The 21,284-nt window shown below is 69.8% G+C and carries 19 protein-coding genes; 9 read left to right on the top strand and 10 right to left on the bottom strand.

What is annotated here, in order from left to right; translation table 11 throughout:
- Positions 1–13: 13 nt before the first annotated feature.
- Complete coding sequence (locus OHA68_RS41320; protein WP_327105093.1) at positions 14–1,714, top strand: serine/threonine-protein kinase; 1,701 nt, start codon at positions 14–16, stop codon at positions 1,712–1,714.
- On the top strand, positions 1,707–2,705 hold the full coding sequence (locus OHA68_RS41315) for an SseB family protein (protein WP_327105092.1): 999 nt from the start codon (positions 1,707–1,709) through the stop codon (positions 2,703–2,705). Before OHA68_RS41320 ends, OHA68_RS41315 begins: the two co-directional genes overlap by 8 nt.
- 37 nt (positions 2,706–2,742) lie before the next feature.
- Here the strand turns inward: OHA68_RS41315 and OHA68_RS41310 are convergent, their stop codons facing one another.
- Together OHA68_RS41310 and OHA68_RS41305 are read right to left on the bottom strand one after the other, a co-directional pair.
- On the bottom strand, positions 2,743–3,264 hold the full coding sequence (locus OHA68_RS41310; protein ID WP_327105091.1) for a GNAT family N-acetyltransferase: 522 nt from the start codon (positions 3,262–3,264) through the stop codon (positions 2,743–2,745).
- 30 nt (positions 3,265–3,294) lie between these two features.
- Entirely contained in the window at positions 3,295–4,299 is a 1,005-nt protein-coding gene (locus tag OHA68_RS41305; protein WP_327105090.1) for a LacI family DNA-binding transcriptional regulator, read from the bottom strand.
- An 11-nt stretch (positions 4,300–4,310) separates the two neighbouring features.
- On the opposite strand from OHA68_RS41305, the gene OHA68_RS41300 reads away from it, so the two are divergent.
- The 6 genes from OHA68_RS41300 (at position 4,311) to OHA68_RS41275 (ending at position 10,676) form a co-directional block, all read left to right on the top strand.
- Positions 4,311–5,465: a trans-sulfuration enzyme family protein gene (locus tag OHA68_RS41300; RefSeq protein ID WP_327105089.1), complete on the top strand. Its 1,155-nt coding sequence runs from the start codon at positions 4,311–4,313 to the stop codon at positions 5,463–5,465.
- Positions 5,466–5,606: 141 nt separating this feature from the next.
- A complete protein-coding gene (locus tag OHA68_RS41295; RefSeq protein WP_189143987.1) occupies positions 5,607–6,866 on the top strand; it encodes an ABC transporter substrate-binding protein in 1,260 nt (419 codons plus the stop codon).
- Positions 6,863–7,762 (top strand): carbohydrate ABC transporter permease, encoded by a 900-nt coding sequence (locus tag OHA68_RS41290; protein ID WP_327105088.1) that lies wholly within the window; start codon positions 6,863–6,865, stop codon positions 7,760–7,762. The genes OHA68_RS41295 and OHA68_RS41290 overlap by 4 nt, the downstream gene beginning before the upstream one ends.
- Entirely contained in the window at positions 7,759–8,574 is an 816-nt protein-coding gene (locus tag OHA68_RS41285) for a carbohydrate ABC transporter permease (protein ID WP_189143986.1), read from the top strand. The genes OHA68_RS41290 and OHA68_RS41285 overlap by 4 nt, the downstream gene beginning before the upstream one ends.
- A gap of 255 nt (positions 8,575–8,829) precedes the next feature.
- Positions 8,830–9,060 (top strand): DUF485 domain-containing protein, encoded by a 231-nt coding sequence (locus tag OHA68_RS41280; RefSeq protein WP_229699447.1) that lies wholly within the window; start codon positions 8,830–8,832, stop codon positions 9,058–9,060.
- A complete protein-coding gene (locus tag OHA68_RS41275; RefSeq protein ID WP_327105087.1) occupies positions 9,057–10,676 on the top strand; it encodes a solute symporter family protein in 1,620 nt (539 codons plus the stop codon). The genes OHA68_RS41280 and OHA68_RS41275 overlap by 4 nt, the downstream gene beginning before the upstream one ends.
- A 132-nt stretch (positions 10,677–10,808) precedes the next feature.
- On the opposite strand, the gene OHA68_RS41270 is transcribed toward OHA68_RS41275, so the two are convergent.
- The 7 genes from OHA68_RS41270 to OHA68_RS41240 all read right to left on the bottom strand — a co-directional run bounded on the left by OHA68_RS41270 (position 10,809) and on the right by OHA68_RS41240 (position 18,409).
- Positions 10,809–11,396, bottom strand: a complete 588-nt coding sequence (locus tag OHA68_RS41270) for a GTP-binding protein (protein WP_189143983.1) — start codon at positions 11,394–11,396, stop codon at positions 10,809–10,811.
- The gene (locus tag OHA68_RS41265) at positions 11,377–11,766 is read right to left on the bottom strand and encodes a DUF742 domain-containing protein (protein ID WP_225277612.1); all 390 of its coding nucleotides are present in this window, start codon (positions 11,764–11,766) and stop codon (positions 11,377–11,379) included. The genes OHA68_RS41270 and OHA68_RS41265 overlap by 20 nt, the downstream gene beginning before the upstream one ends.
- Positions 11,763–12,167, bottom strand: a complete 405-nt coding sequence (locus OHA68_RS41260; RefSeq protein ID WP_327105086.1) for a roadblock/LC7 domain-containing protein — start codon at positions 12,165–12,167, stop codon at positions 11,763–11,765. Before OHA68_RS41260 ends, OHA68_RS41265 begins: the two co-directional genes overlap by 4 nt.
- Positions 12,164–14,476 (bottom strand): sensor histidine kinase, encoded by a 2,313-nt coding sequence (locus OHA68_RS41255; RefSeq protein ID WP_327105085.1) that lies wholly within the window; start codon positions 14,474–14,476, stop codon positions 12,164–12,166. The genes OHA68_RS41260 and OHA68_RS41255 overlap by 4 nt, the downstream gene beginning before the upstream one ends.
- 209 nt (positions 14,477–14,685) lie before the next feature.
- Positions 14,686–16,203 carry a prenyltransferase/squalene oxidase repeat-containing protein gene (locus OHA68_RS41250; RefSeq protein ID WP_327105084.1) on the bottom strand — a complete coding sequence of 506 codons (1,518 nt, stop codon included), beginning with the start codon at positions 16,201–16,203 and terminating at the stop codon, positions 14,686–14,688.
- 2 nt (positions 16,204–16,205) lie between these two features.
- Complete coding sequence (locus OHA68_RS41245) at positions 16,206–17,069, bottom strand: terpene synthase family protein (RefSeq protein WP_327105083.1); 864 nt, start codon at positions 17,067–17,069, stop codon at positions 16,206–16,208.
- The gene (locus OHA68_RS41240) at positions 17,066–18,409 is read right to left on the bottom strand and encodes a cytochrome P450 (protein WP_327105082.1); all 1,344 of its coding nucleotides are present in this window, start codon (positions 18,407–18,409) and stop codon (positions 17,066–17,068) included. The genes OHA68_RS41245 and OHA68_RS41240 overlap by 4 nt, the downstream gene beginning before the upstream one ends.
- 126 nt (positions 18,410–18,535) lie before the next feature.
- On the opposite strand from OHA68_RS41240, the gene OHA68_RS41235 reads away from it, so the two are divergent.
- Entirely contained in the window at positions 18,536–19,558 is a 1,023-nt protein-coding gene (locus tag OHA68_RS41235; RefSeq protein ID WP_327105081.1) for a polyprenyl synthetase family protein, read from the top strand.
- 3 nt (positions 19,559–19,561) lie between these two features.
- Here the strand turns inward: OHA68_RS41235 and OHA68_RS41230 are convergent, their stop codons facing one another.
- Entirely contained in the window at positions 19,562–21,154 is a 1,593-nt protein-coding gene (locus OHA68_RS41230) for a wax ester/triacylglycerol synthase family O-acyltransferase (RefSeq protein ID WP_327105080.1), read from the bottom strand.
- Positions 21,155–21,284: the final 130 nt, after the last annotated feature.

Below are 21,284 nucleotides of genomic sequence, written 5' to 3'. Positions count from 1 at the left end.
CAAGGGAAGCGCTATGGCGACCCCGCAGGAGGCCGAGCAGGCACTGCGCATGATCGCGCGTCTGGCCGAGGAGCAGGGCGGCGCGCTGGACAGGGTGTTCCGGCTCTTCGGCGACGGCGCGCTGCTCGGGTCGGGCGCCGCACGATTACACAGCGGCCTGGTCGAGCGCCACACCGAGGTACGACGCGCCTTGGAGCAGGCGTTCGAGCAGGTCGAACGGCTCGCCCTGGCCGGCGGCGACCCCGTCAGGATCCCCGCTCCGCATCTCGGCCGCCCCCCGGCGGCCCTGCGCGACCCGCCCGGCGGCTATGTCGGCGGTGATCCCGGCCTCATGCGGGCCGTGGACGCCGAGCTGGCCAGAGCCGGAGGCGATTGGCGGCAGGCGGGTCACGCCCTGGCGAACGCGCTGGCGCAGCTCGGCGTGACCACCGCCCCCGGCCTGGACCTCGTCCACGCCGGAAGCTGGCTCGACGACCAGCGCGCCGACCTCCGGCGCCGCCGCGCCGACCTCCTGAAGACCACCCCGGACCAGGCCACCCCACTCACGCCAGAGACCGCCACTTCCGGGCAGGAGGCGGACGCTCCCGGGCGTGAGGCCGCGCGACCGGCGCAGGAGGCGGACACCGGGCCGCAAGCCGCACGACCGGCGCAGGAGGCGGACACCGGGCCGCAAGCCGCACGACCGGCGCAGGAGGACGTGGCGTCGCCGGCTCAGGAGGTTCGGTCCGACTCGTCGCTCGCTGAACAAGCGCCGTTCGGGCGGCTCGCCGGTGCGGTCAACGACGTCGTGGCCTGGGCGGGGAGCGCCTGGGCCGACCAGGTGGGCACTGCGGCCGGTGCGCTCGGCCTGCCCGGGGTCGGCGAAGTGGCCCGCGGGTACGCCGAGCACGGCGTGATCCCTCTCGCCCAGGGCGCCGCCGAGGCGGCCATCGGGATCGCCGAGTTCGGCTGGACGGCGTCGATCGGCGGCCTGATCACGAATCCCGGGGCGGTCCCCGACCTGATCGCGGGCGCCGGTGACGCCGGCGTCCTCGCCGCCGAGCATCCGGTCGAGTTCGGCAAGTCGGTCCTCGACTGGGAGACCCTCACTGAGGAGCCGGTCCGCTGGTTCGGCCGCCTGATCCCCGACGCCCTGCTGGCCATCACCGGCGGCGGGCTGGCGGCCCGGGCCGGCCGCACGGTCGAGGGTCTCAGCAGGCGCGTGCCGGACGCCCCAGGCGGATTCCGCATCCCACCGGCGCGAACGGCCGCCGACGGGCCGCCCCTGGACAGCATTCCGATGCGGGAGCGACACGTCGGCGAGGAACAGCGGGGCGTCCGCTATCTGACCCCCGAGGCGTTAGAGAGAAGGCGTCTCGTCGTGCATGATGGAAGGCTCCATGACATGTCCGGGAAGCCCTTCGACACCGAAGACGCCCATTCCCACTGGGCTCCGGGAGGGGGCCGTGCGATCTTCGTGATGGATCGATACGGAAATCTCTACGCGGAGAAGGCGCATGTGGTCGGCGAATTCCACCATTCCAGCTTCCTGAGCGGTGGACAGGTCACCGGCGCCGGGGACATAGAGGTGAAAAACGGCGTTTTAACCGCTATTTCACGTCATAGCGGCCACTATATGCCGAAACCTGAGGATCTAGACCGGGTCATCAACGTGCTCAGACGTGCGGGTGTCGACGTCGACGGTGTTCAGCGGGAGGGGTACGACGGTGGGTGACTGGCCGGCGACCGGCGGGGACCGGGTGCTATCCATCCTGTTCTACAGCGTCCAGTACCAATCGGCGTTCGATGACGCCCTCGCCCTGTTCAGGGCCCGCGCCCTGATTCTGGAGCCCATCCACGGCCTGACGCCGGAGGAGGAATACGAAGCCGTCGCCGCGTCCCTGGGAAACGACTCCCCGCTCGCCGACCTCATTCCGTCCCCGCTTCCCGTGCCGCATTCCGAGCAGGAGTTCCGGGACTTCGCCCGAGGCGTGCTCGACCACATGGACGCGTTGCGGCCATGGCCCGAACTGCCGTTCCTCTCCGTGGCCGAGGGTCCGTGGCAGGATTATGCGGACTCTCCGGTGATCGCGCGGATCCGCATGAACGAAATGCGGGTGACCGAGCGGATTCATCGGCATCTCTCCCAGGTCAACGGGGACGAGCGGTTGCGCCACTGGCTGACGCTGCGGCTCAACTCGGGGGACGAGGTCGCCTTGGCCGAGCCGTGGTGGCCGGGCAGCGAGGACGTCGCGGTGCTGTCCCGGCGCGACGCCGATCGGGCCCCCGAGACGGTCCTGGAGGCGTTCCTGCACGTCACGGGCTTCACCCTGGACGACCTCGACGATCTCACCGACGGCGTGGACCCCCTCTCACGCGGCGGCGCGGGCACCGGCTGGCTCGCCTACACGCTGCGGCGTGACCGCACCTCCGGCGGGGCCGGCCAGGCGGCGTTCCAGGCGTTCCAGCGCGCCCGCCTCTACTGCGAGGCCACGGACAAGCCCGGAGTCGTCGCCGTCGGCCCGCCGGGCAAGGGCCTGGTGCCCGCGTTCACCTCGCCCGAAGCACTGTCCGACTACGTCACGGCCAAGGGTGGAGACCTGGAGCCCCGCTTCTTCTCCACCGTCGGCGCGGACCTGCTCGGCCTCCTCCCCGACGGCTACGCCGTACTCGTGGATCCCGGACAGGAGTACGCGGCCGCCTTCGACCGGCACGGCCCGCGCTGACGCGGCCGCCTTCGACCGGCACGGCCCGCGCTGACGGTCAGCGGTCGTGGGCCCACGTCCGCAGGATCAGGACGCGGCCCTTCTCCTCCACCTGCGCCGGCTCCTCGTCGGTGAGCCGGAAGCCCAGGGCGCGCGCGACGGAGACGCTGGGGGCGTTGTCCGGCTCGATCTCCAGCACCAGCCGGGGGATCTCCAGCACCTCGTGGGCGTAGTCCATCAGCAGCCGGGTGGCGCGCGGCGCCAGGCGCTGCCCGCGGTGGGCGGCGCCGATGGCGTAGCCCATGCTGGACCGGGAGAGGCTCACCAGCACCTCGCCGAGCGGCTTGTGGCCGTCGGTGGTGATGGCGAGGTGCAGCCGGTCCCCGGCGGCGCGGGTGCGGCGGACCATCTCCAGATACGCGCGCGCCTCGTCGAGGCCGAAGGGGGAGGCCAGCGGGGTGCGGTAGGCGACGCCGGGATCGTCGAACAACTCCGCCATGACCGGCAGGTCCGCCTCCTCCCACTCGCGCAGCACAAGGTCATGGCCGGTCAGCCGGACGGCGGAGGAGGGCAACGTCATGGGTGTCCTTCGATAGGCGAGATGTCGATTTTAGGGCTTGGCGCGGCTGCCGGGCAGCTCGCCCGAGCCGCGCGCGACCAGCTCGACCGGGACCTTGATCCGGCGCCCGCCCGACCCCCCGTCGAGCAGCAGGTCGACGGCGCTGCGCGCCAGCCTGGCCACGTCGTAGCGGACCACCGTGACACCCGGGTTGAAGACGTCCGCGAGGGCGAAGTCGTCGAATCCCACGTACGCCGGTCGTTCGTGGCGCTCCCGCAGGGCCTGCAGGATGCCGATCGCGGCCCGGTTGTTGGTCGCGAACAGCGCCGTCGGCGGGTCCGCCAGGTCGAGCAGCCGGCTCACCTCGCGGGAGACCCGCCACGGGTCGAACACCCCCCGCACCACGAGGGACTCGTCGACGGGCAGACCCGCCGCCCGCAGCGCCGTACGGTAGCCGGAGGCGCGGTCGTGCACGGAGCTCAGCCCGTCGTCGTCGGAGATCAGCGCGATGCGGCGGTGGCCGCGCGCGATGAGGTGCTCGGCCGCGACGAGGCCACCCCTGACGTCGTCGAGCAGCACCACGTCCGCCTGGTCGAGGCCGGCCGGGACCCGGTCGACGAATACGGTCGTCAGGCCGGGGTGCTCGCCCAGCCAGCCGTGGTCGGCCGCGGAGGGGACGATGATGAGGGAGTCGACGCCCCGGGCGTACATCGACTCGACCAGCATCCGCTCCCGCTCGGGCCGCTCCTCGTAGGAGCCGAACACCACGAGCGCCTCGTGCTCGGCCGCGGCCGCCTCGACCGCCTTGGCCAGGCGGGAGTAGAACTCGTTGGAGATGTTCTCCATGATCAGGCCGAGGGTGAGCATGGTCGCGCCGCGCGCCAGGCGGCTGGCGGCCTCGTTGCGGCGGAAGCCCAGCGTGCTGATGGAGGCCAGCACCCGCTGCCGCAGCAGCGTGCTGACATGCGGCTCCTGGTTGACCACCCGTGAGACCGTTTTCAGGCTCACCCCCGCGTGCCTGGCCACGTCGACCATGGTCGGTTTCCGCGCTGTCATAGTCTGCCCCCATGGATGATGAATGGATCTGCGGCCGGCTGGGCGAGGACGAGCCCTGGATGATGGGCGCGGTCAACCCGCCGATCTTCGAGAACTCCCTGTTCACCTTCGCCACGGCGGGTGAGCTCGGCGAGGCGATCAGGAACGAGGACGAGAGGTACGTCTACTGGCGCGGCACCAATCCGACGGTGGATCTGGCGCAGCGCAAGCTGGCCGCGCTGGAGCGGGCGGAGCGGGCCAAGTGCTTCGCCTCGGGCATGGGCGCCATCGCGGCGACGATCTCCTCGCTGGTGTCGGCAGGCGATCACGTGCTGGTGCTGGGCGCGGTCTACGGACCGACCACCCAGTTCCTTCGTTACCTGGAGAAGTTCGGCGTCACGCATACGCATGTCGTCGATCTGGAGGCCTGTGACAGCGCTATCAGGGAGAGCACCCGCCTACTGTACTTCGAGTCGCCCTCGTACATGCGTTACGAGATTTTCGACATCCCCGCCGTCACCCGGTGGGCGGGCGAGCACGGCCTGGTGACCGTGATGGACAACACCTGGTCCACCCCGATCTTCCAGAAGCCGCTGACGATGGGCGTGGACCTGGTGGTGCACTCCCTGTCGAAGTACGTGGGCGGGCACAGCGACCTGGTGGGCGGGGTGGTCGCGGGGTCGTCGCGGCTGATCAGGCCGCTGGCGCTGACCGAGTACCAGCTCTACGGGGCGGCGATGTCACCGCACGACGGGGCCAAGGTGATCAAGGGACTGCGTACGCTGCCCGTACGGATGGTCGCTCATCAGGAGCGTGGGATGGCGGTCGCCCGGTTCCTGGCGGACCATCCGGCGGTGCGGCAGGTGAACTATCCCGGCCTGCCCTCGCATCCCGGTCACGGCATGGCTCTTCGCCAGATGTCCGGCTTCTCCAGCCTTTTCAGCATCGAGTTGGCCACGGAGTCCCGCGCCGAAGTCGCCGCATTCCTCGACGCGTTGCGATATTTCAGGATCGGGGTGTCCTGGGGAGGGTTCGAGAGCCTGGTCAACGCCCCCGCGCTGTCCACCCAGGAGAGCGTGCGCGCCACCATGGGCATCCCCGTCGGCCTGGTACGGCTCTCGGTCGGCCTGGAGGCGGCCGAGACGCTGATCAAGGATCTCGGCCTGGCGCTGGAGCGGATCAGTTGACAGCCGGGCCGGCCTCGTGACGGCCGGGCCGGTCTCGGTCCGGCGGCGAATGAGTCCATCCGGCGTCTCGGTCTAGCGCCGGAAAGGGTCAGTCGCCTAGCGTGATTGACAGCGCTGTCTTACCTCTCTGGAGGCCCCACCATGAAATCCCCCCTCCTGGCGGCCGCAGCCGCCGCCACACTGGTGCTCGCCGGATGCGGCTCCGGCTCGTCCTCCTCCTCCGGGGAGGTACAGCTGCGCATGATCGAAAGCCTGACCAGCCCCGAGCGCACGAAGCTGATCAAGACGCTGATCGCGGACTTCGAGAAGGCCAACCCCGGCGTCACCGTCGAGCTGGTCTCACCCCCCTTGGAGAGCGCCGACCAGAAGATCACCCAGATCCTGCAGACGAAGAAGGACCTGGACGTGCTGGAGGTCCGCGACCACACGGCCAAGTCCTTCACCAACAACGGCTGGCTCGCCGAATTGCCCACCACCGACTGGCCCGGCTGGGCGGACCTGACCGAGCTGGCCCAGACCAAGGCCGTCGAGGTCGGCGGCAAGCCCTACCTGATCCCGTACGGCTTCTACCAGCGGACGCTGTTCTACCGGACCGACTACGGCATGACCGCGCCGCCGAAGACCTGGCAGGAGCTGTACGAAGCGGGCAAGGCGATGACCACGAAGGACCGCTTCGGCTACTCCTTCCGGGGCGGCAAGGGCGGCGCCGACTACGCGGTCATGATGATCAGCGCCTACAACGGCGAGGCCCTGGATCCCGAGAAGTCCTTCTTCCTGAAGGACAAGCGCACCATCTTCGCCACCCCCGAGGCCACGCAGGCGCTCGACCTCTACGTCAAGATCTTCAAGGAGGCGTCGCCGCCCGACTCGGTGTCGTGGGGCTATCCGGAAATGGTCCAGGGCTTCACCTCGGGCGTCACCGGCATGCTCATCCAGGACCCCGAGGTGATCAAGACGGTGGAGGAGAGCGGGGTCACCGCCTGGTCCACCGCCCCCATCCCCAAGGGCCCGAGCGGCTACGCCTTCCAGCCGGTCGGCTACGCGGGCTGGGGCGCCACCTCCTTCAGCGCGCACCCCAAGGAGGCGGTCAAGCTGGTGCAGTTCCTCTCGGAGTCCGCACAGAGCATCGCCTTCGCCAAGGGCAACTCGCTGATCCCCATCTCCAAGCAGGCCCAGAGCGACCCGCAGTTCTCCCAGGGCGCCTGGAAGGCCTACCTGGAGGCGCAGCAGGACCCCAAGCAGGTCATCACCATCCGCCCGGTGGACTATCCCGGCTGGAGTCAGTTCAACGTCGACTCCGACCGTGACATCCAGGCGCTGATCACCGGCAAGAAGACCACCGCCGAGGTGCTCAAGTCCTGGGACGCTTTCTGGACGGACCAGGCGAAGAAGGTCTCTTGAGCACCCGTGCCAAACCCGCGTTCACCGGGCGCAGGGCCAGGTTCATCGCCCTGTGCCTGCTGCCCGGTGTCGTGTTCGTGCTGCTGTTCACGTACTACCCGATGGTGCGTGGCGCGATCATCGCCTTCCAGCGCTACAACCTGTTCGACCTGACCGCCACGCCGTTCGTCGGGCTGGAGAACTTCCAGGCGGTGCTGGCCGAGGACCGCTTCTGGACGGCGCTGCGCAACACCGGCACCTGGGTGGTCGTGTCGCTGTTCTTCCAGTTCGTCCTCGGGTTCGGGCTGGCGCTGCTGCTGCGGCGTCACTTCCGGGGGCGCGGGCTCTACCAGGCGTGGGTGTTCTTCCCGTGGGCCATGTCGGGGTTCCTGATCGGGCTGCTGTGGCGCTGGATGTTCAACGGGCAGTTCGGCGTGATCAACGACCTGCTGCTCAAGGCCGGGATCATCGACGAGCGCATCGGCTTCCTCGCCTCACCCGGCTGGGCGATGACCTCGGTGATCGTGGCCAACGTCTGGTACGGCGTGACGTTCTTCGCCATCATGATCATGGCCGCGCTGCAGTCGGTGCCCCGTGAGCTCTACGAGGCGGCGTCGGTGGACGGGGCGTCCCGGCTGCGCCAGTTCTGGCACGTGACGCTGCCGCACATCCGGCCCACGCTGGCGCTGATCGTGCTGCTGCGGATCATCTGGATCCTCAACTTCCCCGACCTCATCTACGCCATGACGGGCGGCGGACCGGCGGGCAGCACCGACATCATCACCACGTTCCTCATCCAGCAGGTCGCCGGCGGCGACTACGGCAGGGCGGGCGCGGTCGGGCTGCTGGTCCTCGGCCTGCTGCTGGCCTTCAGCGTCTTCTACCTGAACGCGACCCGATTCGAGAAGGCCCGATGAGACGTCTCGCCAAGGTGATCGTGCTCACCGTCTGGCTGCTGATCACGCTGTTCCCGCTCTACTGGATCGTCGTCACCTCGCTCAAGCCCAAGGCCGAGATCTTCTCCCTGCCACTGCGCTACTGGCCGGGCACCGTGACGTTCGAGCACTACACCGAGCTGTTCTCCTTCGCCGACTTCGGGACGTACCTGCTCAACAGCCTCATGGTCTCCCTGATCTCCGCCGGCGTCGTGACGGTGACCGGGGTGCTCGGCGGCTACGTCCTGGCCCGCTTCGCCTTTCCCGGCAGGGGAGCGCTGATGCTGGCCTTCCTCGTCACCCAGATGATCCCGCTGTTCATCGCGCTCGGCCCGCTCTACCTGCTGATGTCGGACCTCGACCTGCTCAACAGACTCGCCGGGCTGATGCTGGTCTACGTCGCCATGCTGGTGCCGTTCGCCACGATCATCATGCGCGGCTTCTACGAGCGGGTGCCGGTGGCGCTGGAGGAGGCCGCGCAGGTCGACGGCGCGTCACGGATGGCCGCGATGATCAGGGTGGTGATCCCGGTCATGCTGCCCGGCATCGCGGCCACGTTCATCTTCGCCTTCGTGCAGTGCTGGAACGAGCTGTTCCTGGCGATCACGTTCATCGACAGCGAGGACGCCAAGACCATCCCGGTCGCGATGAACTCCTTCATCACCCAGTACGACATCGACTGGGGCGCTATGGCGGCCGCCACGGTGGTCTCGGTGATCCCGACCCTGGTGATGTTCGCCGTCATCCGGCGCTACATCGTCGAAGGACTGACCGCTGGAGCGGTCAAAGGATGACCAACCGTTCATCGTCTCGAACTGACCTTTCGTCGCAGCCGCCGCCCAACTGAACGCCAGTGGGTGGCGGCTCGCCGAACAACCCCGCCCGGCCTCTCCACGTGAGGTACGTACCGCTCCTAACGTGAGCGTGACCCGCATCACAGTGGAGGTCTCGTGACAACCCAAGAACATGACGCGTCTGTCTATGAAGAAGTCCAGAGGAGCAGTGAGTTCCAAGATCTGAAGAGGCGTTTCCGCCGGTGGACGTTCCCGATGACGGCGGCGTTCCTGGTGTGGTACCTGCTGTACGTGGTGATGTCGGGCTGGGCCCGTGACTTCATGGCTATCAAACTGCTCGGCGAGATCAACGTCGGACTGATCTTCGGGTTGCTCCAGTTCGTGACGACCTTCGGCATCGCGTGGGCCTACTCCCGGCACATGGAGAAGGTGCTCGACCCCATTTCTGACAAGCTCCGCCACGAGGTCGAGGAGAAGGCCAAGTGAGTTCACAAGTCCTCGCCACGATCCTCTTCCTTTCCTTCGTGGCCCTCACGCTCGGCATCACGGTCTGGGCCAGCCGCCAGACCAAGACCGCGGCCGACTACTACGCGGGCGGCCGCTCGTTCACCGGCGTGCAGAACGGCCTGGCCATCGGCGGCGACTACATGTCGGCGGCCTCGTTCCTCGGCATCGCCGGCATCATCGCGCTGTACGGCTACGACGGCTTCCTCTACTCCATCGGCTTCCTGGTCGCCTGGCTGGTGGCGCTGCTGCTGGTGGCCGAGCTGATGCGTAACTCCGGCAAGTTCACCATGGCCGACGTGCTCGCCTTCCGGATGAGCCCCCGGCCGGTGCGCACCGCGGCCGGCGTCTCGACCATCGTGGTCAGCATCTTCTACCTGCTCGCGCAGATGGTCGGCGCGGGCGCCCTGGTCGGCTTGCTGCTCGGCATCACCTCCGACGCCGGCAAGATGTGGACGATCATCGCCGTCGGCGCCCTGATGATCATCTACGTGGTGTTCGGCGGCATGAAGGGCACCACCTGGGTGCAGATCGTCAAGGCCGTGCTGCTGATGAGCGGCGCCGCCCTGGTGACCATCCTGGTGCTGGGCAAGTTCGGCTTCAACCTGTCGGCGCTGCTCGGCCAGGCCGCCACGACCAGCGGACCCTCGGCCAACAGCGGCAGCTTCCTCAGCCCGGGCCTGAGGTACGGCACCGAGGCGCAGGGACTCGCGGGGAAGATCGACCTGATCAGCCTCGGCCTCGCCCTGGTGCTCGGCACGGCGGGCCTGCCGCACATCCTCATCCGCTTCTACACCGTCCCGACCGCCAAGGCGGCGCGCAAGTCCGTGATGTGGGGCATCGGCCTCATCGGCACCTTCTACCTGCTGACGCTGGTCCTCGGCTTCGGTGCCGCCGCCGTGGTCGGCGCCGACGCCATCCGCGCGGAGGACCCGGCGGGCAACACGGCCGCGCCACTGCTGGCCCAGCGGATCGGTGAGGAGATCTTCGGCTCGGTGGGCGGCACCATCCTGCTGGCCCTGATCGGCGCCGTCGCCTTCGCCACCATCCTGGCGGTGGTCGCGGGCCTCACCCTCGCCTCCTCCTCCAGCTTCGCCCACGACCTGTACGCCCACGTCTTCAAGCGCGGGCAGGTCAGTGAGCGTCAGGAGGTCGTGGTGGCCAGGCTCTCCGCCCTGGTGATCGGCGCCGCCGCCATCGGGCTGGGCATCCTCGCCCAGGGCCAGAACGTGGCGTTCCTGGTGGCCCTGGCCTTCGCGGTCGCGGCCTCGGGCAACCTGCCGGCGATCCTCTACAGCCTGTTCTGGAAGAGGTTCAACACGGCGGGGGCGGTCAGCGCCATCTACGGCGGCCTGGTCTCCGCGCTGCTGCTGGTCATCTTCTCGCCCGTGGTCTCGGGCTCGAAGACCGCCCTGTTCAAGGACGCCGACTTCGCCTGGTTCCCGCTGAGCAACCCGGGGATCATCTCGATCCCGCTCGGGTTCTTCTGCGGCTGGCTCGGCACGGTCCTGAGCAAGGAGTACAACGCCGCCAAGTACGCCGAGATCGAGGTCCGGTCTCTCACCGGTGTGGGCGCGGAGCAGGCTACCAAGCACTGACGCGCACAGAGCCGGGGCCCGGCACGGACTGCACGCCGTGCCGGGCCCTTTCGCGTGCTCAGAAGCCGATCGGCGCCGCGTAGAGCCGGTCGGTCGGTCGGGAGCCCACCGGCTCCGCACGGAGCCGGTCGGTCAGGAGCCCACTGGCTCCGCGCGGAGCTTCGCCGAGTGCTTCACCAGCGAGATGAGCACCTCCCGGCTGGAGTCACGCTTCCTGGCGTCACACATGATGATCGGGATCGACGGCTTGAGCTGCAGCGCCAGCCGTACCTCCGCGAGCTCGAACGTCTCGGAGCCCTCGAAGCAGTTGACCGCGACCACGAACGGGGTGCCGCGCCGCTCGAAGTAGTCGACCGAAGGAAAGCAGTCGGCCAGGCGGCGGGTGTCGGCCAGGATGACCGCGCCGAGCGAGCCCTCGGCCAGTTCGTCCCAGACGAACCAGAACCGCTCCTGGCCCGGCGTGCCGAACAGGTAGAGGACGTACTCGTCGCCGATCGTGATGCGGCCGAAGTCCATCGCCACCGTGGTCGTCCGCTTGGCCTCGACGCTGGACAGGTCGTCGATGCCGATGCCGCGCTCGGTGAGCACCTCCTCGGTGCGCAGCGGTCTGGTCTCCGAGACCGCGCCGACCATCGTGGTCTTGCCCGCACCGAACCCGCCGGCGACAAGAATCTTGATCGCCGTCGGCAGGCGCGGCCGGCTAGAGCGATCGAAGGCCATCGAGCACCGCCCTGTACATCTTCATGTCACGCATGTCCATTTCGGATTGCGGCTCCTGGGCCGAGACGAGCTCCCTGTCGAACAGGTCGCCGAGGAGTACGCGGATGGTGCCCGCGGGCAGGTTGAGGTGTGCGGCGATCTCCGCCACGGACTTGGGCTCCCGGCAGAGCCGCAGGATCGAGTGGTGCTCCGGGTCGAGCCCGGCGTCCGGGCCGGGCGGCGGCCCCACGGCCAGGGCCATCGAGATCAGGTTGAACCTGCCGTGCACGGGCGCGGTCCGGCCCCGCGTCACCACGTAGGGCCGGATGATCTCCGGATCGATCCAGTGCTCGCCGCTCGGCTCGCCCGAGGATCTGTAATCCCCGTTCACCGCTCTGCCCCGGCGCGGGTCCCCGAGGTCAGATACTGGCCGACGCGGGCCACGAGCATGGCCATCTCGTAGGCGACCAGGCCGATGTCGGCGCCCTGCGCGCAGAGCACCGCGAGGCAGGCCCGCTCGCCCGCCACGGTCACGATGAGGAACTGCGATCTCCACTCCACCACGGTCTGCTTGACCGGGCCGCCGCCCACATGCTCGGAGACGCCCTTGGCCAGGCTCTGCAGCCCGGAGGCCACCGCCGACAGGTGCTCGCCGTCGGTCCGCTGCAGCGCGGCGGAGGAAGCCATGAGCAGCCCGTCGGAGGACAGCACGATCGCGTGCTCGGCCTCCTTGACGCGGCCGATCAGATCATCGAGGAGCCAGTTGAGGTCTGTGCCGGCACCTGGTGTCACGTGTCGCCTCCCGACTGTTCTTCCATGAGCCTGGCCGCCTCGGTCCTGCCGAGCCGGGTGCCGGACTGCAGGGATCCCATCATCGCCCGGATCTCCTCCGGCGAGCGCTCGTCATCGTCATCCTCAAGATCTGGAGTGGTGGGCGGGCCTTCGCCCCGCAGGGCCGCGGCCAGGTTGGCCTGCGGCACCCGCAGCGGCAGCCCTCCCGGGGTGAACACCGAGGGTGCCTCTGGCTGGGGCTCCGTGGCCGCCCCCTTCTCGATCGGCTGGGGCAGGTCGGGCTCAGGCTGCTGCGGCGGCCGCGAAGGGCCGGCCACCTTCAGCGCGCGGACGTTGCCCTCGTTCACCGGGCGCTGGGCCACCGGACGCTCGGTGGCCGGGCGGGCCGCCGTGGCCGTGGCCGACGCGGCCGCCGCCGACGTGGGCGACCTGCGGGGCAGGCGCGGCGTGGCGTCCGTGTCGGCCGGGTCGGGCCCGGCGTCCACCTCCACGAGCTCCTGCGGCAGCAGCACCACGACGGTGGTGCCGCCGTAGGGCGAGTGCTTGAGCACCACCTTGACGTCGTGGCGATCGGCCAGCTGGCTGACCACGTAGAGGCCCAGCCGGGCGGTGCCGCTGATGCGGAACTCCGGCGGGTCGGCGATGCGCTCGTTGGCCGCCTCCAGGTCCTCGGGCTTCATGCCGAGCCCTTGGTCCTCGATCTCGATGACATAGCCGTTGGCCACGAGCTGGCCGCTGACGCGCACGTTGGTGTAGGGGGGCGAGAAGGAGACGGCGTTCTCGATCAGCTCGGCCAGCAGGTGGATCACGTCACCGACGGCGCGGCCGACGAGCACCACCTCGCCCATCGGCATGAGCGTCACCCGGGTGTAGTCCTCCACCTCGGCCAGCGCGCCGCGGACCACGTCGACCATGGGCACCGAACGGCGCCAGGTGCGGGCGGGGGAGGAGCCGGACAGCACGATGAGGTTCTCGGCGTTGCGGCGCATGCGGATGGCCAGGTGGTCCAGGCGGAAGAGCTGCTTCAGATCCTCGGGGTCGGTCTCCTGCCGCTCCATCACGTCCAGCACGGTGAGCTGCCGGTGCACCAGGCCCTGCGTCCGGCGCGCCAGGCTGAGCAGGATGTCGCGGATGCCGCGCCGCAGCTCGGCCTGCTCGGCGGCGACGCCGATGGCGGTCCGCTGGACGGTGTTGAACGCCTGCCCGACCTGACCGATCTCGTCGTCGCCGAAGTCGAGGTCGGGCACCTCCCGGCTGACGTCGACCACCTCGCCGCGGCCGATCCGCTCCACCACCCCGGGCAGCCGCTCGTCGGACAGCTCATGGGCGGCGTCCCGCAGCTTCTTCAGCTGGGCGAGCAGTTGCCTGGTCGTGGTGATGGAGAGCACGATCGAGGCGATGACGGCGAGCAGGCCGAGACCGCCGGCCAGCACGAGCCGGACGATGACGCCGACGGCGACGGGCGTGATCCGCTCCAGCAGCCGGTCTCCGGCCGTGACCGTCACGGTGTGCAGGTCGGCGAGGGTCGCCTCGGTGGTCTTGCGCCAATCCTCGCCGCTGACGGGCAGCACGTCCGCGCCCACCCGGTGCCGGATGAGCCGCTCCTCCATGCTCCGCAGCCGGGTGGCGGCCGGGCTCTTCGCCCAGGCGTCGTAGTGCGGCTTGTCCACGTCCGGCAGCTTGGACATGGCCTCGGACAGGGTCTGGCGGAAGACCCCGGTGGCCGCCACGAAGTCGGCGTGCTCCTGCTCGGTGAAGCCGTCCCGGGCGAAGACACCGGCCATGATGGCGTCCTCGCGGGCGAGGAACTCCCGCGAGTGGTGCATCTCGGCCAGCGTCCGGCCGTCCTTGGCGATCTCCTTGTCGTCGAACGCGGCGACGGAGTCGTACATGCGGTAGAAGTCGTCGATGACGGCGTTGTAAGGGGCCGTCGCCTGGGAGGGCTGCGTGACGCCCGTGTCGATCGCCTTCCTGATGGCCTTGAGCCCGCTCAGCCGGCTCTCGACGGCCGCCACGCGCTCCTCCAGCAGGTCGTCGGCGCCGAACCGCACCGCGGTGCCGCCGATGGAGCTCGCGAACGCGGCGTGCGCCGCGTCCGTCCGCGCGCGCTGCTGGCGCAGCGCCGCGCCGGTTGGCCGCAAACGGTTGCCAAGGCTGGCGACGGTCAGTCGGCGCTCCCGCTGCAACTCGACGAGCAGGGGCTCGCTGGGCTCCACCACACTGCTGTTGATGGTCGCGGCCCAGAGCATGTTGACGCCCTCCCTGAGCGTCACCCAGGCGGCGAAAGCCCACAGGAGCGCGAGCGACACGATTAGCGCAGTGACCTTTGACCGAACACTGGCGTTACGGAAGCGCATCGAGCCCACCCCTGAAGAAAGCAGGGTAGTCAGCCTGCCTTGTCAAGACGGAAAGATGAGCAACCCAAGATTCAGACACCCGGGTCACTTTAGCAACGCAGCGTAGCTCTCTCAACGCGAATGGACGCCATCGAGACGCTATGTCCCAGTTTCCTGCATAATCATCCTTTTGAGCTCTTTGCTACGTAAAGAGCGGCTAGGATGGCTGCCCGTACGATTGCTGTCGGCGAGTAAAGGTCTTTGTCATGCCATAGCGGAGCATAATCTGATAAGGGCGTTTCTCGAAGAAATTCGTATCCGCGCCACGCGGCTTTCAGGCACCGTTCATCTGAGTCCGGGCCGGAGAGCAGGAGGATCTGCATGGCGTAGGCGGTCTCCTCCTGCCCACCTGCCCAGCGCCCCCATGATCCGTCGTCCCGCTGGGTGGCCAGCACCCACTCCCTGGCCCGGTGGACCGAGCCGGTGTGCCGGGGCCCGCCGAACTCGCCGAGCGCCAGCACACAGCTGAGCGTGGCGTAGAAGGGGGAGGCGTGCCATCGATCCTCCCAGCTTCCGTCGGCCCGCTGCTTCGCGGCCAGCCAGCCCGCCACGCGCGCCATCACCGGTCCGTACGCCGCCTCCGCCGGTGGCCTGGCGCGCACATACTGCCCGAGCGCGTCCAGCACGTGGGCGTTCACGCTGACCGAGACGCCGTCCTCGCCCTGCCAGGTGCAGAAGTGGGCGCCCGTGTCGAACATCATCAGGGACGAGGGATCGCAGGGCACGCCGAGCAGGGCCAGGGCGTAGAGCGCGACGCTGGTGGTGTCCGCGTCGGCCGGCAGGCCGGCTCCCGCGGGCGTCCCCTGGGGACGGATGGCGGTCCGCAGATCGGCGATCATCTCGGCCGGCACCCGTACCGGCACGCCCGCCCTGACCAGCCAGCTCAGCACCCAGCCGCGCTCGAAGACGGTGATGGGCAGCCCGACGGGGACCGGCCCGCCGCTGCGCGCGGCCACCGTCTCCAGATGGTGCCGGGCGGCGGCGGCCGAATCGGTCAGCGCCGTGTCGGCCGGATCGGTCCGCGCCGCGTCGGCCGAGGCGAACCCGGCCAGCCAGGTGGCCGTGGCCGCCGGGGAGGCGCCGACGGTGCCGAGCGGCGCGGGCCGGACGTCGCCGGCCCGGGCCGCGTCCGTGCCCGCGACCTCCAGGACGTGCAGCACCTTCTGCGGCGGCTCCTGTCCTGAGGACAGCAGTCGCTTGACCCGATCGAGGCGGGTGGTGTCCATACCGGGCGCCGCCAGCGGCTCACCGTGACCGTGCGCGTTGATCTGCTCGACGAGGGCCGGCACGATCAGGTCGATCGCCGGGGTGTCGGGCAGGTCGGGCTTCTGCTGGAACAGGTGGCGCAGGGCACGCAGCCCGGACCGCGCCGCCGGGACGAGGGCGGGGTCCCGCTCGCCCGCACTCAGCAGGGCCTCCGTGGCGCTCAGCGTGGGCACCAGGCCGTAGCCGTCGGGAGCGCCCCAGGAGCCGTCATCGCGCTGCTGGGCCAGCAGGAAGGCCACTCTCTCGCCGTGGCCGGCCAGCCAGGGGGCGAGGGTGACCAGCCGCCCCGTCTCGTACACCGATGCGGACACCTGGCCCCAGGGCCGTGCCATGAGTTCGTCGACCAAGGTTCTGGCCTGCTGGGAAAAGTTCATGATCACCACTGTGTGTCCGCCCAGAAGTCAGTCAGCTCGTAGAAGCCGGCGCTGTAGTGGATCTGCCACCAGAGATACGCGGCGGCGCGGGGATGGACGTTCCTCAGCGGTTCGATCAGGTCGGCGGCCTCGCGGGACAGCTCCGCCAGCCGGGTGGTCGCCTCGTCGCGGGTCATGCCCAGGGTGAAGGCGTTGAGGTCGCCGAAGCTCCTCTCCCTGTGGTGCGTGGCCAGGTCGTTGAGCAGCCGGAGATAGCGCTGCACCAGGTCGCCCGCCGGACGCAGCCGGTCCAGGTCGCCGGGGCCGGCGGCCAGGCCGGTGTAGATCCAGTGCGAGACGCTGATGAAGCCGGCCCCGCAACTGTCGGCGTTGGCCAGATACCGTTCCGGCGTCGGCGCCTCGGCCCGGCTCCACTCCCATTCGCGGGCCATGGCGGTGAGCATGCGCTCCAGTTGAGCCCGCCAGGCCGGCTCCAGCCCGGGGAAACCGGCCGTGCCGGCCAGCTCGCCGCGCAGCTCCGCGAGGAAGGCGCCGGCGGGGGAGACCGGGGCGCCGCCGCCCGCCACGGCCAGGCACTCGGTCACCAGCGCGGCGACCTCCTCCCGGGAGGCGGCCTCCTCGTCGATGAGCCGGTCCACGGCGAACACCAGCAGCGAGGCGCGGTTGACCGCCCGCAGGGCGTCGGCGGTGGCCCAGGGTGAGCCGAACGCGCCGGCCAGCGCCAGGGAGAAGTAGAGCCCGCCGTCGAAGGACTTCTCGGGGAACAGCCCGGGGTGCGCGGCCGCGCCGCGGGCCAGATCGCGGGCGCCGGCCACGGCCAGGGCGCACGTTCGCCCGTCCGCGAACAACTCGGCCGGCGTCGTCACGATCGTCGTATCGGGTAGAGAGCCATCGTCAGCCCCGCGGGTGGCCGCAGGGATGAGGCGAGCTGGGGGGAGACCGGGCCGTCGCTGTGGACCACCGGCCTGAACCTCCTGAGGATTCCGGCGATCAGCAAGGGAGCCTCCATCATGAACAGGGCCTGACCGAGGCAGACGTGCGGTCCGGCGATGAACGGCAGGTAAGCGTAGCGGTGCCGCCCGGTCTCGTTCCCCGGCGCGAACCGCTCGGGATCGAACGTCAGCGGCCGGTCCCAGAACCGCGGCAGGCGCTGGGTCAGGTAGGGGCTGAGGATGACGGTGGAGCCGGCCTCGATCGTGACTCCGCCGACGACGTCCGTGGCGAGGGCCTTGCGGGGCAGCATCCAGGCGGGCGGATACAGGCGCAGCACCTCACTGACGAACATCCGCAGGTACGTCAGATCCGGCAGATGGGAGACGCTGACCGGGGCGTCGCCGACCACCCTCTCCACTTCCTCGTACACGCGGGCGGCGGCCTCGGGATGGGCGTGCAGCGCGGGCCAGACCCAGGTCAGCACCGTGGTCGTGGTGTCGGTGGAGGGGCCGTGCATGGCCACCATGTCGTCCCTGATCCGCCGGTCGCCGTCGGGCCCGGCGTCGTCCCGGCGGGCCTGGCACAGCCGTGAGACGACGTCGTCGCCGTCCTGCTCTCGCGTCCTGACCTGCTCGATGCGACGGTAGATGACCTCGTCGACGGTCCTGATCGCCCGTCTGAAGGCTCGATCCCCCGGTAACGGCACGCGGTCCGGCACGAAGGGCAGCAGGTGCCGGATGGCGTTGGCGGTGACGGCGACGTCGTAGGCCGGTCCCAGCCGGTTCATGTCGGCCACGGAGATCTTCTCGCCGAAGAACAGCCGGACGATCATCGGGTGCACGATCGCGGACATCGTCTTGGCGATGTCGAGGGGTGGTCCCGGCACGATGATCTCGTCGATCGACCTGTCGATGCTCTCCGCCATGCGTTCGGCCAGCGAGTTGACGTACCTGGCGGTGAAGAGCGGCTGCAGGATCCGCCTGCTCTCCGCCCAGTTGTCGCCGTCGGACAGGATGCCGTGCCCGACGAGCGGGGCCAGCGGATCCCAGAACATGCCTTCGCGGACGAAGTTCGGCTGGTTGGTCGTCAGCACGTGCTGGACGTGGTCGGGGTGGGTCACCAGGTAAGGGCGGAACGGCCCCATGCCCAGCCGGACGAGCTCGCCGTCCGCCTGCGCGCCCGCCTCCTCCAGGGCGTTGACCGGGACGCGCCAGTGCTTCGTGAGCCTGCTGAGAAAGGGGAGGGTTCTGACGGAGGCGGTGGTGGTGGTCATGTGCATGCCTCCTCAGTTCAGCCGTTTGTCTCACATAACGGGACATAAGCTGACGAAAGTCAAAGCTAGATGGAGTATTACATGATCGTGCATGCAGTTCAAGATCGCATCGAGTAGGAGCGCGCCATGAATGCCAGCCGTCCCGACGCCGTCCATGCGGGTGCGGAGGCGATCGCTCGCTGCCGGCGCCTGCTCGAACCCGCACTGCGCGAAGCGGTCTCGGTGCTGCATCCGTCGGGGGCGAGGATGGCCGGGTTCGCGCTCGGCTGGTCGGATGTGGACGGCCGGCCGTTCACCGGCGACGGCGGCAAGCACCTGCGACCGGCCATCGCCATGCTGTCCGCCGAGGCCGTCGGCGCGCCGCCCGAGTCGGCGCTGCCGGGAGCCGTCGCCGTGGAGCTGGTGCACGCGTTCTCACTGGTGCACGACGACATCATGGACCTCGACGAGCGGCGCAGGCACCGGCCGACGTTGTGGCGGGCCTACGGCGCGGGCCCGGCGCTGCTGGCCGGCGACGCCATGCTGGCGCTGGCCATCGACCGCCTGGCCGGCACCGGCGTTCCCATGGCGTACCTGTCCAGGGCGCTGGTGGAGCTCGTCCAGGGGCAGACCCTCGACCTGGCCTTCGAAAGCCGTCCGTGGCGCGGACCCGGCGAGGTCACCATCCAGGAGTACGAGGAGATGGCCGCGGGCAAGACCGGCAGCCTGCTGGGCGCGGCCGCCGCGACCGGCGTGGCGCTCGGCGGCGCGCCCGAGCTGGCCGAGCGAGCCTGGGAGATGGGCCGCGAGTTCGGCGTCGCCTTCCAGATCTATGACGACATCCTCGGCATCTGGGGTGATCCGGCCATCACCGGCAAGCCCGTCCACGGCGACCTGCGCCGCGGCAAGAAGACCCTGCCGATCATCGCGGCCCTGTCCGCGGGAGGCCCGGCCGCCCGCGAGCTGAGCGCCGTGGTCGGCGCGGCCGCCACGGACGAGGAAGCCGTACGACAGGCCGCGCGTCTCGTCGAGGAGGCCGGCGGCCGGCAGGCGGCGCTGGACCTGTCGGCCCGCCGGGCCCGGGGCGCCATGAAGATGATGGCGGAGTTCCTGCCCGGCGACACCGCCCTCCGCGACGTGTGCGGCGCTTTGATCGACCGCATTCGCTGACCGTCAGCCTTCCGCGACGTCGCGGAACTCGTCGCCCACCCGATCGTCCAGCAGGTCGTCCAGCGCCGTCCTCAGATGGCCGAGCAGGCCCCACACGTCGTCCATCCGCTCCGGGCAGGCCACGATGCCGAAGTCGATCATGCCGTCGTACGACAGGCAGGTGATGTTCACCCCGCCGCTGATGTCGGACAGCACCGACATCGGGTAGTACGACAGGACCCGCCCGCCGCACAGGAACAGCGGGAACTGCGGGCCGGGCACGTTGCTGATGATCAGGTTGATCGGCGGGCACGCCACCGAGGCGAGCCGGAAGGCCGCCGGCGTCACCAGACCGGCGACCGGGGCGGGCAGCAACGTGCACAGCTCGTCCAGCCACCTGGTGCGCGCCATCGCGAAACGCCGTTTCGCCGCGCTCATCGTCTCCCCGGCCACCCGCAGCCGCTCTCTCGCGCCGGCGACCTGCGTGGGCAGCGTGGTGACCAGCGCCGAGATCTGGTTGCCGGCCCGCGCGCTGGCGGCGGCCGTACGGACCGCGACCGGGACGGCCACGATCAGCGGCTCCTCCGGCAGCGCGTCCCGCTCCAGCAGCCACGACCGTAGCGCCGACGCGCACACCGCCATGATCACGTCGTTGACGCGGACGTCGTTGGCCTTGGCGACGTTCCGGACATCCTTGTACGACACCGAACCGAAGGCGAAGCGCCGCTCGGCGCTGATGGGGCCGTTGAACGGCGTGCGCGGCACCGCCAGGCTGGGCGGCTCGGGCCGCGGCTCCAGATCGCCGCCCGCCACCCGGGCCGCCTCGGCGATCAGCCGCGCGCCGGGCACCCTGGCGGCCAGGGGAATCGCGTCCAGTTCCCCGGCCATCCGGATCATGGAGCGCAGCGTGCGTACGGGCTGGGTCGCGGCCTGCACGGCGGCCCCGGAGAGCATCTCCAGAAAGCTCGGCGCCCCCGTGTCACCCAGCTCGCCCCGGCTCGCCTCGTCGGTCCCGGCGTCCCCGTCGGCCTTGGCTTCCCCGTCGGTCCTGGGATTCCCGTCGGTCTTGGCTTTCTCGTGTCGCCTGTCGGTTCCGTCACGGACCTCGTTGGGAATTTCGGGGGTTTTGAGGAGGTCGGGGCGGCCGGGGGCGAGGTCGAGGAGGGCGGCGAGCGTTTCCGCGCCGGAGACGCCGTCGATGGCCGCGTGGTGCACCTTGGTGTAGACGGCCACCGTGCCGTCGGCCAGTCCGTGGATGAGGTGCATCTCCCACAGCGGGTGCGCGCGGTCGAGCCGCCGGGCGTGGATCTCGGCCACCGCGTCGGCGAGTTGCCCCATGCCGCCGGGCGCGGGCAGGGTCTGCTCGAACAGGTGGTGCTCCAGATCGAAGTCCGGATCGTGCGCCCAGTAGGGCCGGTCCAGCCCGAGAGGCACCTGGACGAGGCGGAGACTCAGCGCCGGCGAGAGGTGGCGGCGTTCGAGCAGAAGATCGGCGAGCGACTGCCGGCTGATGCTGCCACCGGCCGGGTCGAGAATCGCCAGCCCCGCGACATGCGCGGCCGTGGTCTCGGACTCGGCGTTCAGGAACTGCGCGTCGAGCGCGGACAGCTGGCGCATCTGCTCTCCCTTATTCGCCGGGTGTGTTCACCATCACATGAATGGATTACCAGAACGTTTCCGCGCGAGTCTCTCAGATGAATTCGAGTACCGCGCGCACCCGGTTCATGGATTACGCAGCTCAGCCGCT

The sequence above is a fragment of the Nonomuraea glycinis genome, assembly GCF_035920485.1.
In the GTDB taxonomy this organism is placed as follows: Bacteria; Actinomycetota; Actinomycetes; order Streptosporangiales; family Streptosporangiaceae; genus Nonomuraea; species Nonomuraea glycinis.
Note: the sequence above shows the minus strand (reverse complement) of the source record. Positions and strands in the feature narration are given on the sequence as shown.

Coding starts and splice junctions, on each gene's coding strand:
- OHA68_RS41320 (WP_327105093.1), top strand. CDS start 14: ATGGCGACCCCGCAGGAGGCCGAGCAGGCACTGCGCATGATCGCGCGT.
- OHA68_RS41310 (WP_327105091.1), bottom strand. CDS start 3,264: ATGACGTTGCCCTCCTCCGCCGTCCGGCTGACCGGCCATGACCTTGTG.
- OHA68_RS41305 (WP_327105090.1), bottom strand. CDS start 4,299: ATGACAGCGCGGAAACCGACCATGGTCGACGTGGCCAGGCACGCGGGG.
- OHA68_RS41300 (WP_327105089.1), top strand. CDS start 4,311: ATGGATGATGAATGGATCTGCGGCCGGCTGGGCGAGGACGAGCCCTGG.
- OHA68_RS41295 (WP_189143987.1), top strand. CDS start 5,607: ATGAAATCCCCCCTCCTGGCGGCCGCAGCCGCCGCCACACTGGTGCTC.
- OHA68_RS41285 (WP_189143986.1), top strand. CDS start 7,759: ATGAGACGTCTCGCCAAGGTGATCGTGCTCACCGTCTGGCTGCTGATC.
- OHA68_RS41280 (WP_229699447.1), top strand. CDS start 8,830: ATGACGGCGGCGTTCCTGGTGTGGTACCTGCTGTACGTGGTGATGTCG.
- OHA68_RS41270 (WP_189143983.1), bottom strand. CDS start 11,396: ATGGCCTTCGATCGCTCTAGCCGGCCGCGCCTGCCGACGGCGATCAAG.
- OHA68_RS41250 (WP_327105084.1), bottom strand. CDS start 16,203: ATGAACTTTTCCCAGCAGGCCAGAACCTTGGTCGACGAACTCATGGCA.
- OHA68_RS41240 (WP_327105082.1), bottom strand. CDS start 18,409: ATGACCACCACCACCGCCTCCGTCAGAACCCTCCCCTTTCTCAGCAGG.
- OHA68_RS41235 (WP_327105081.1), top strand. CDS start 18,536: ATGAATGCCAGCCGTCCCGACGCCGTCCATGCGGGTGCGGAGGCGATC.
- OHA68_RS41230 (WP_327105080.1), bottom strand. CDS start 21,154: ATGCGCCAGCTGTCCGCGCTCGACGCGCAGTTCCTGAACGCCGAGTCC.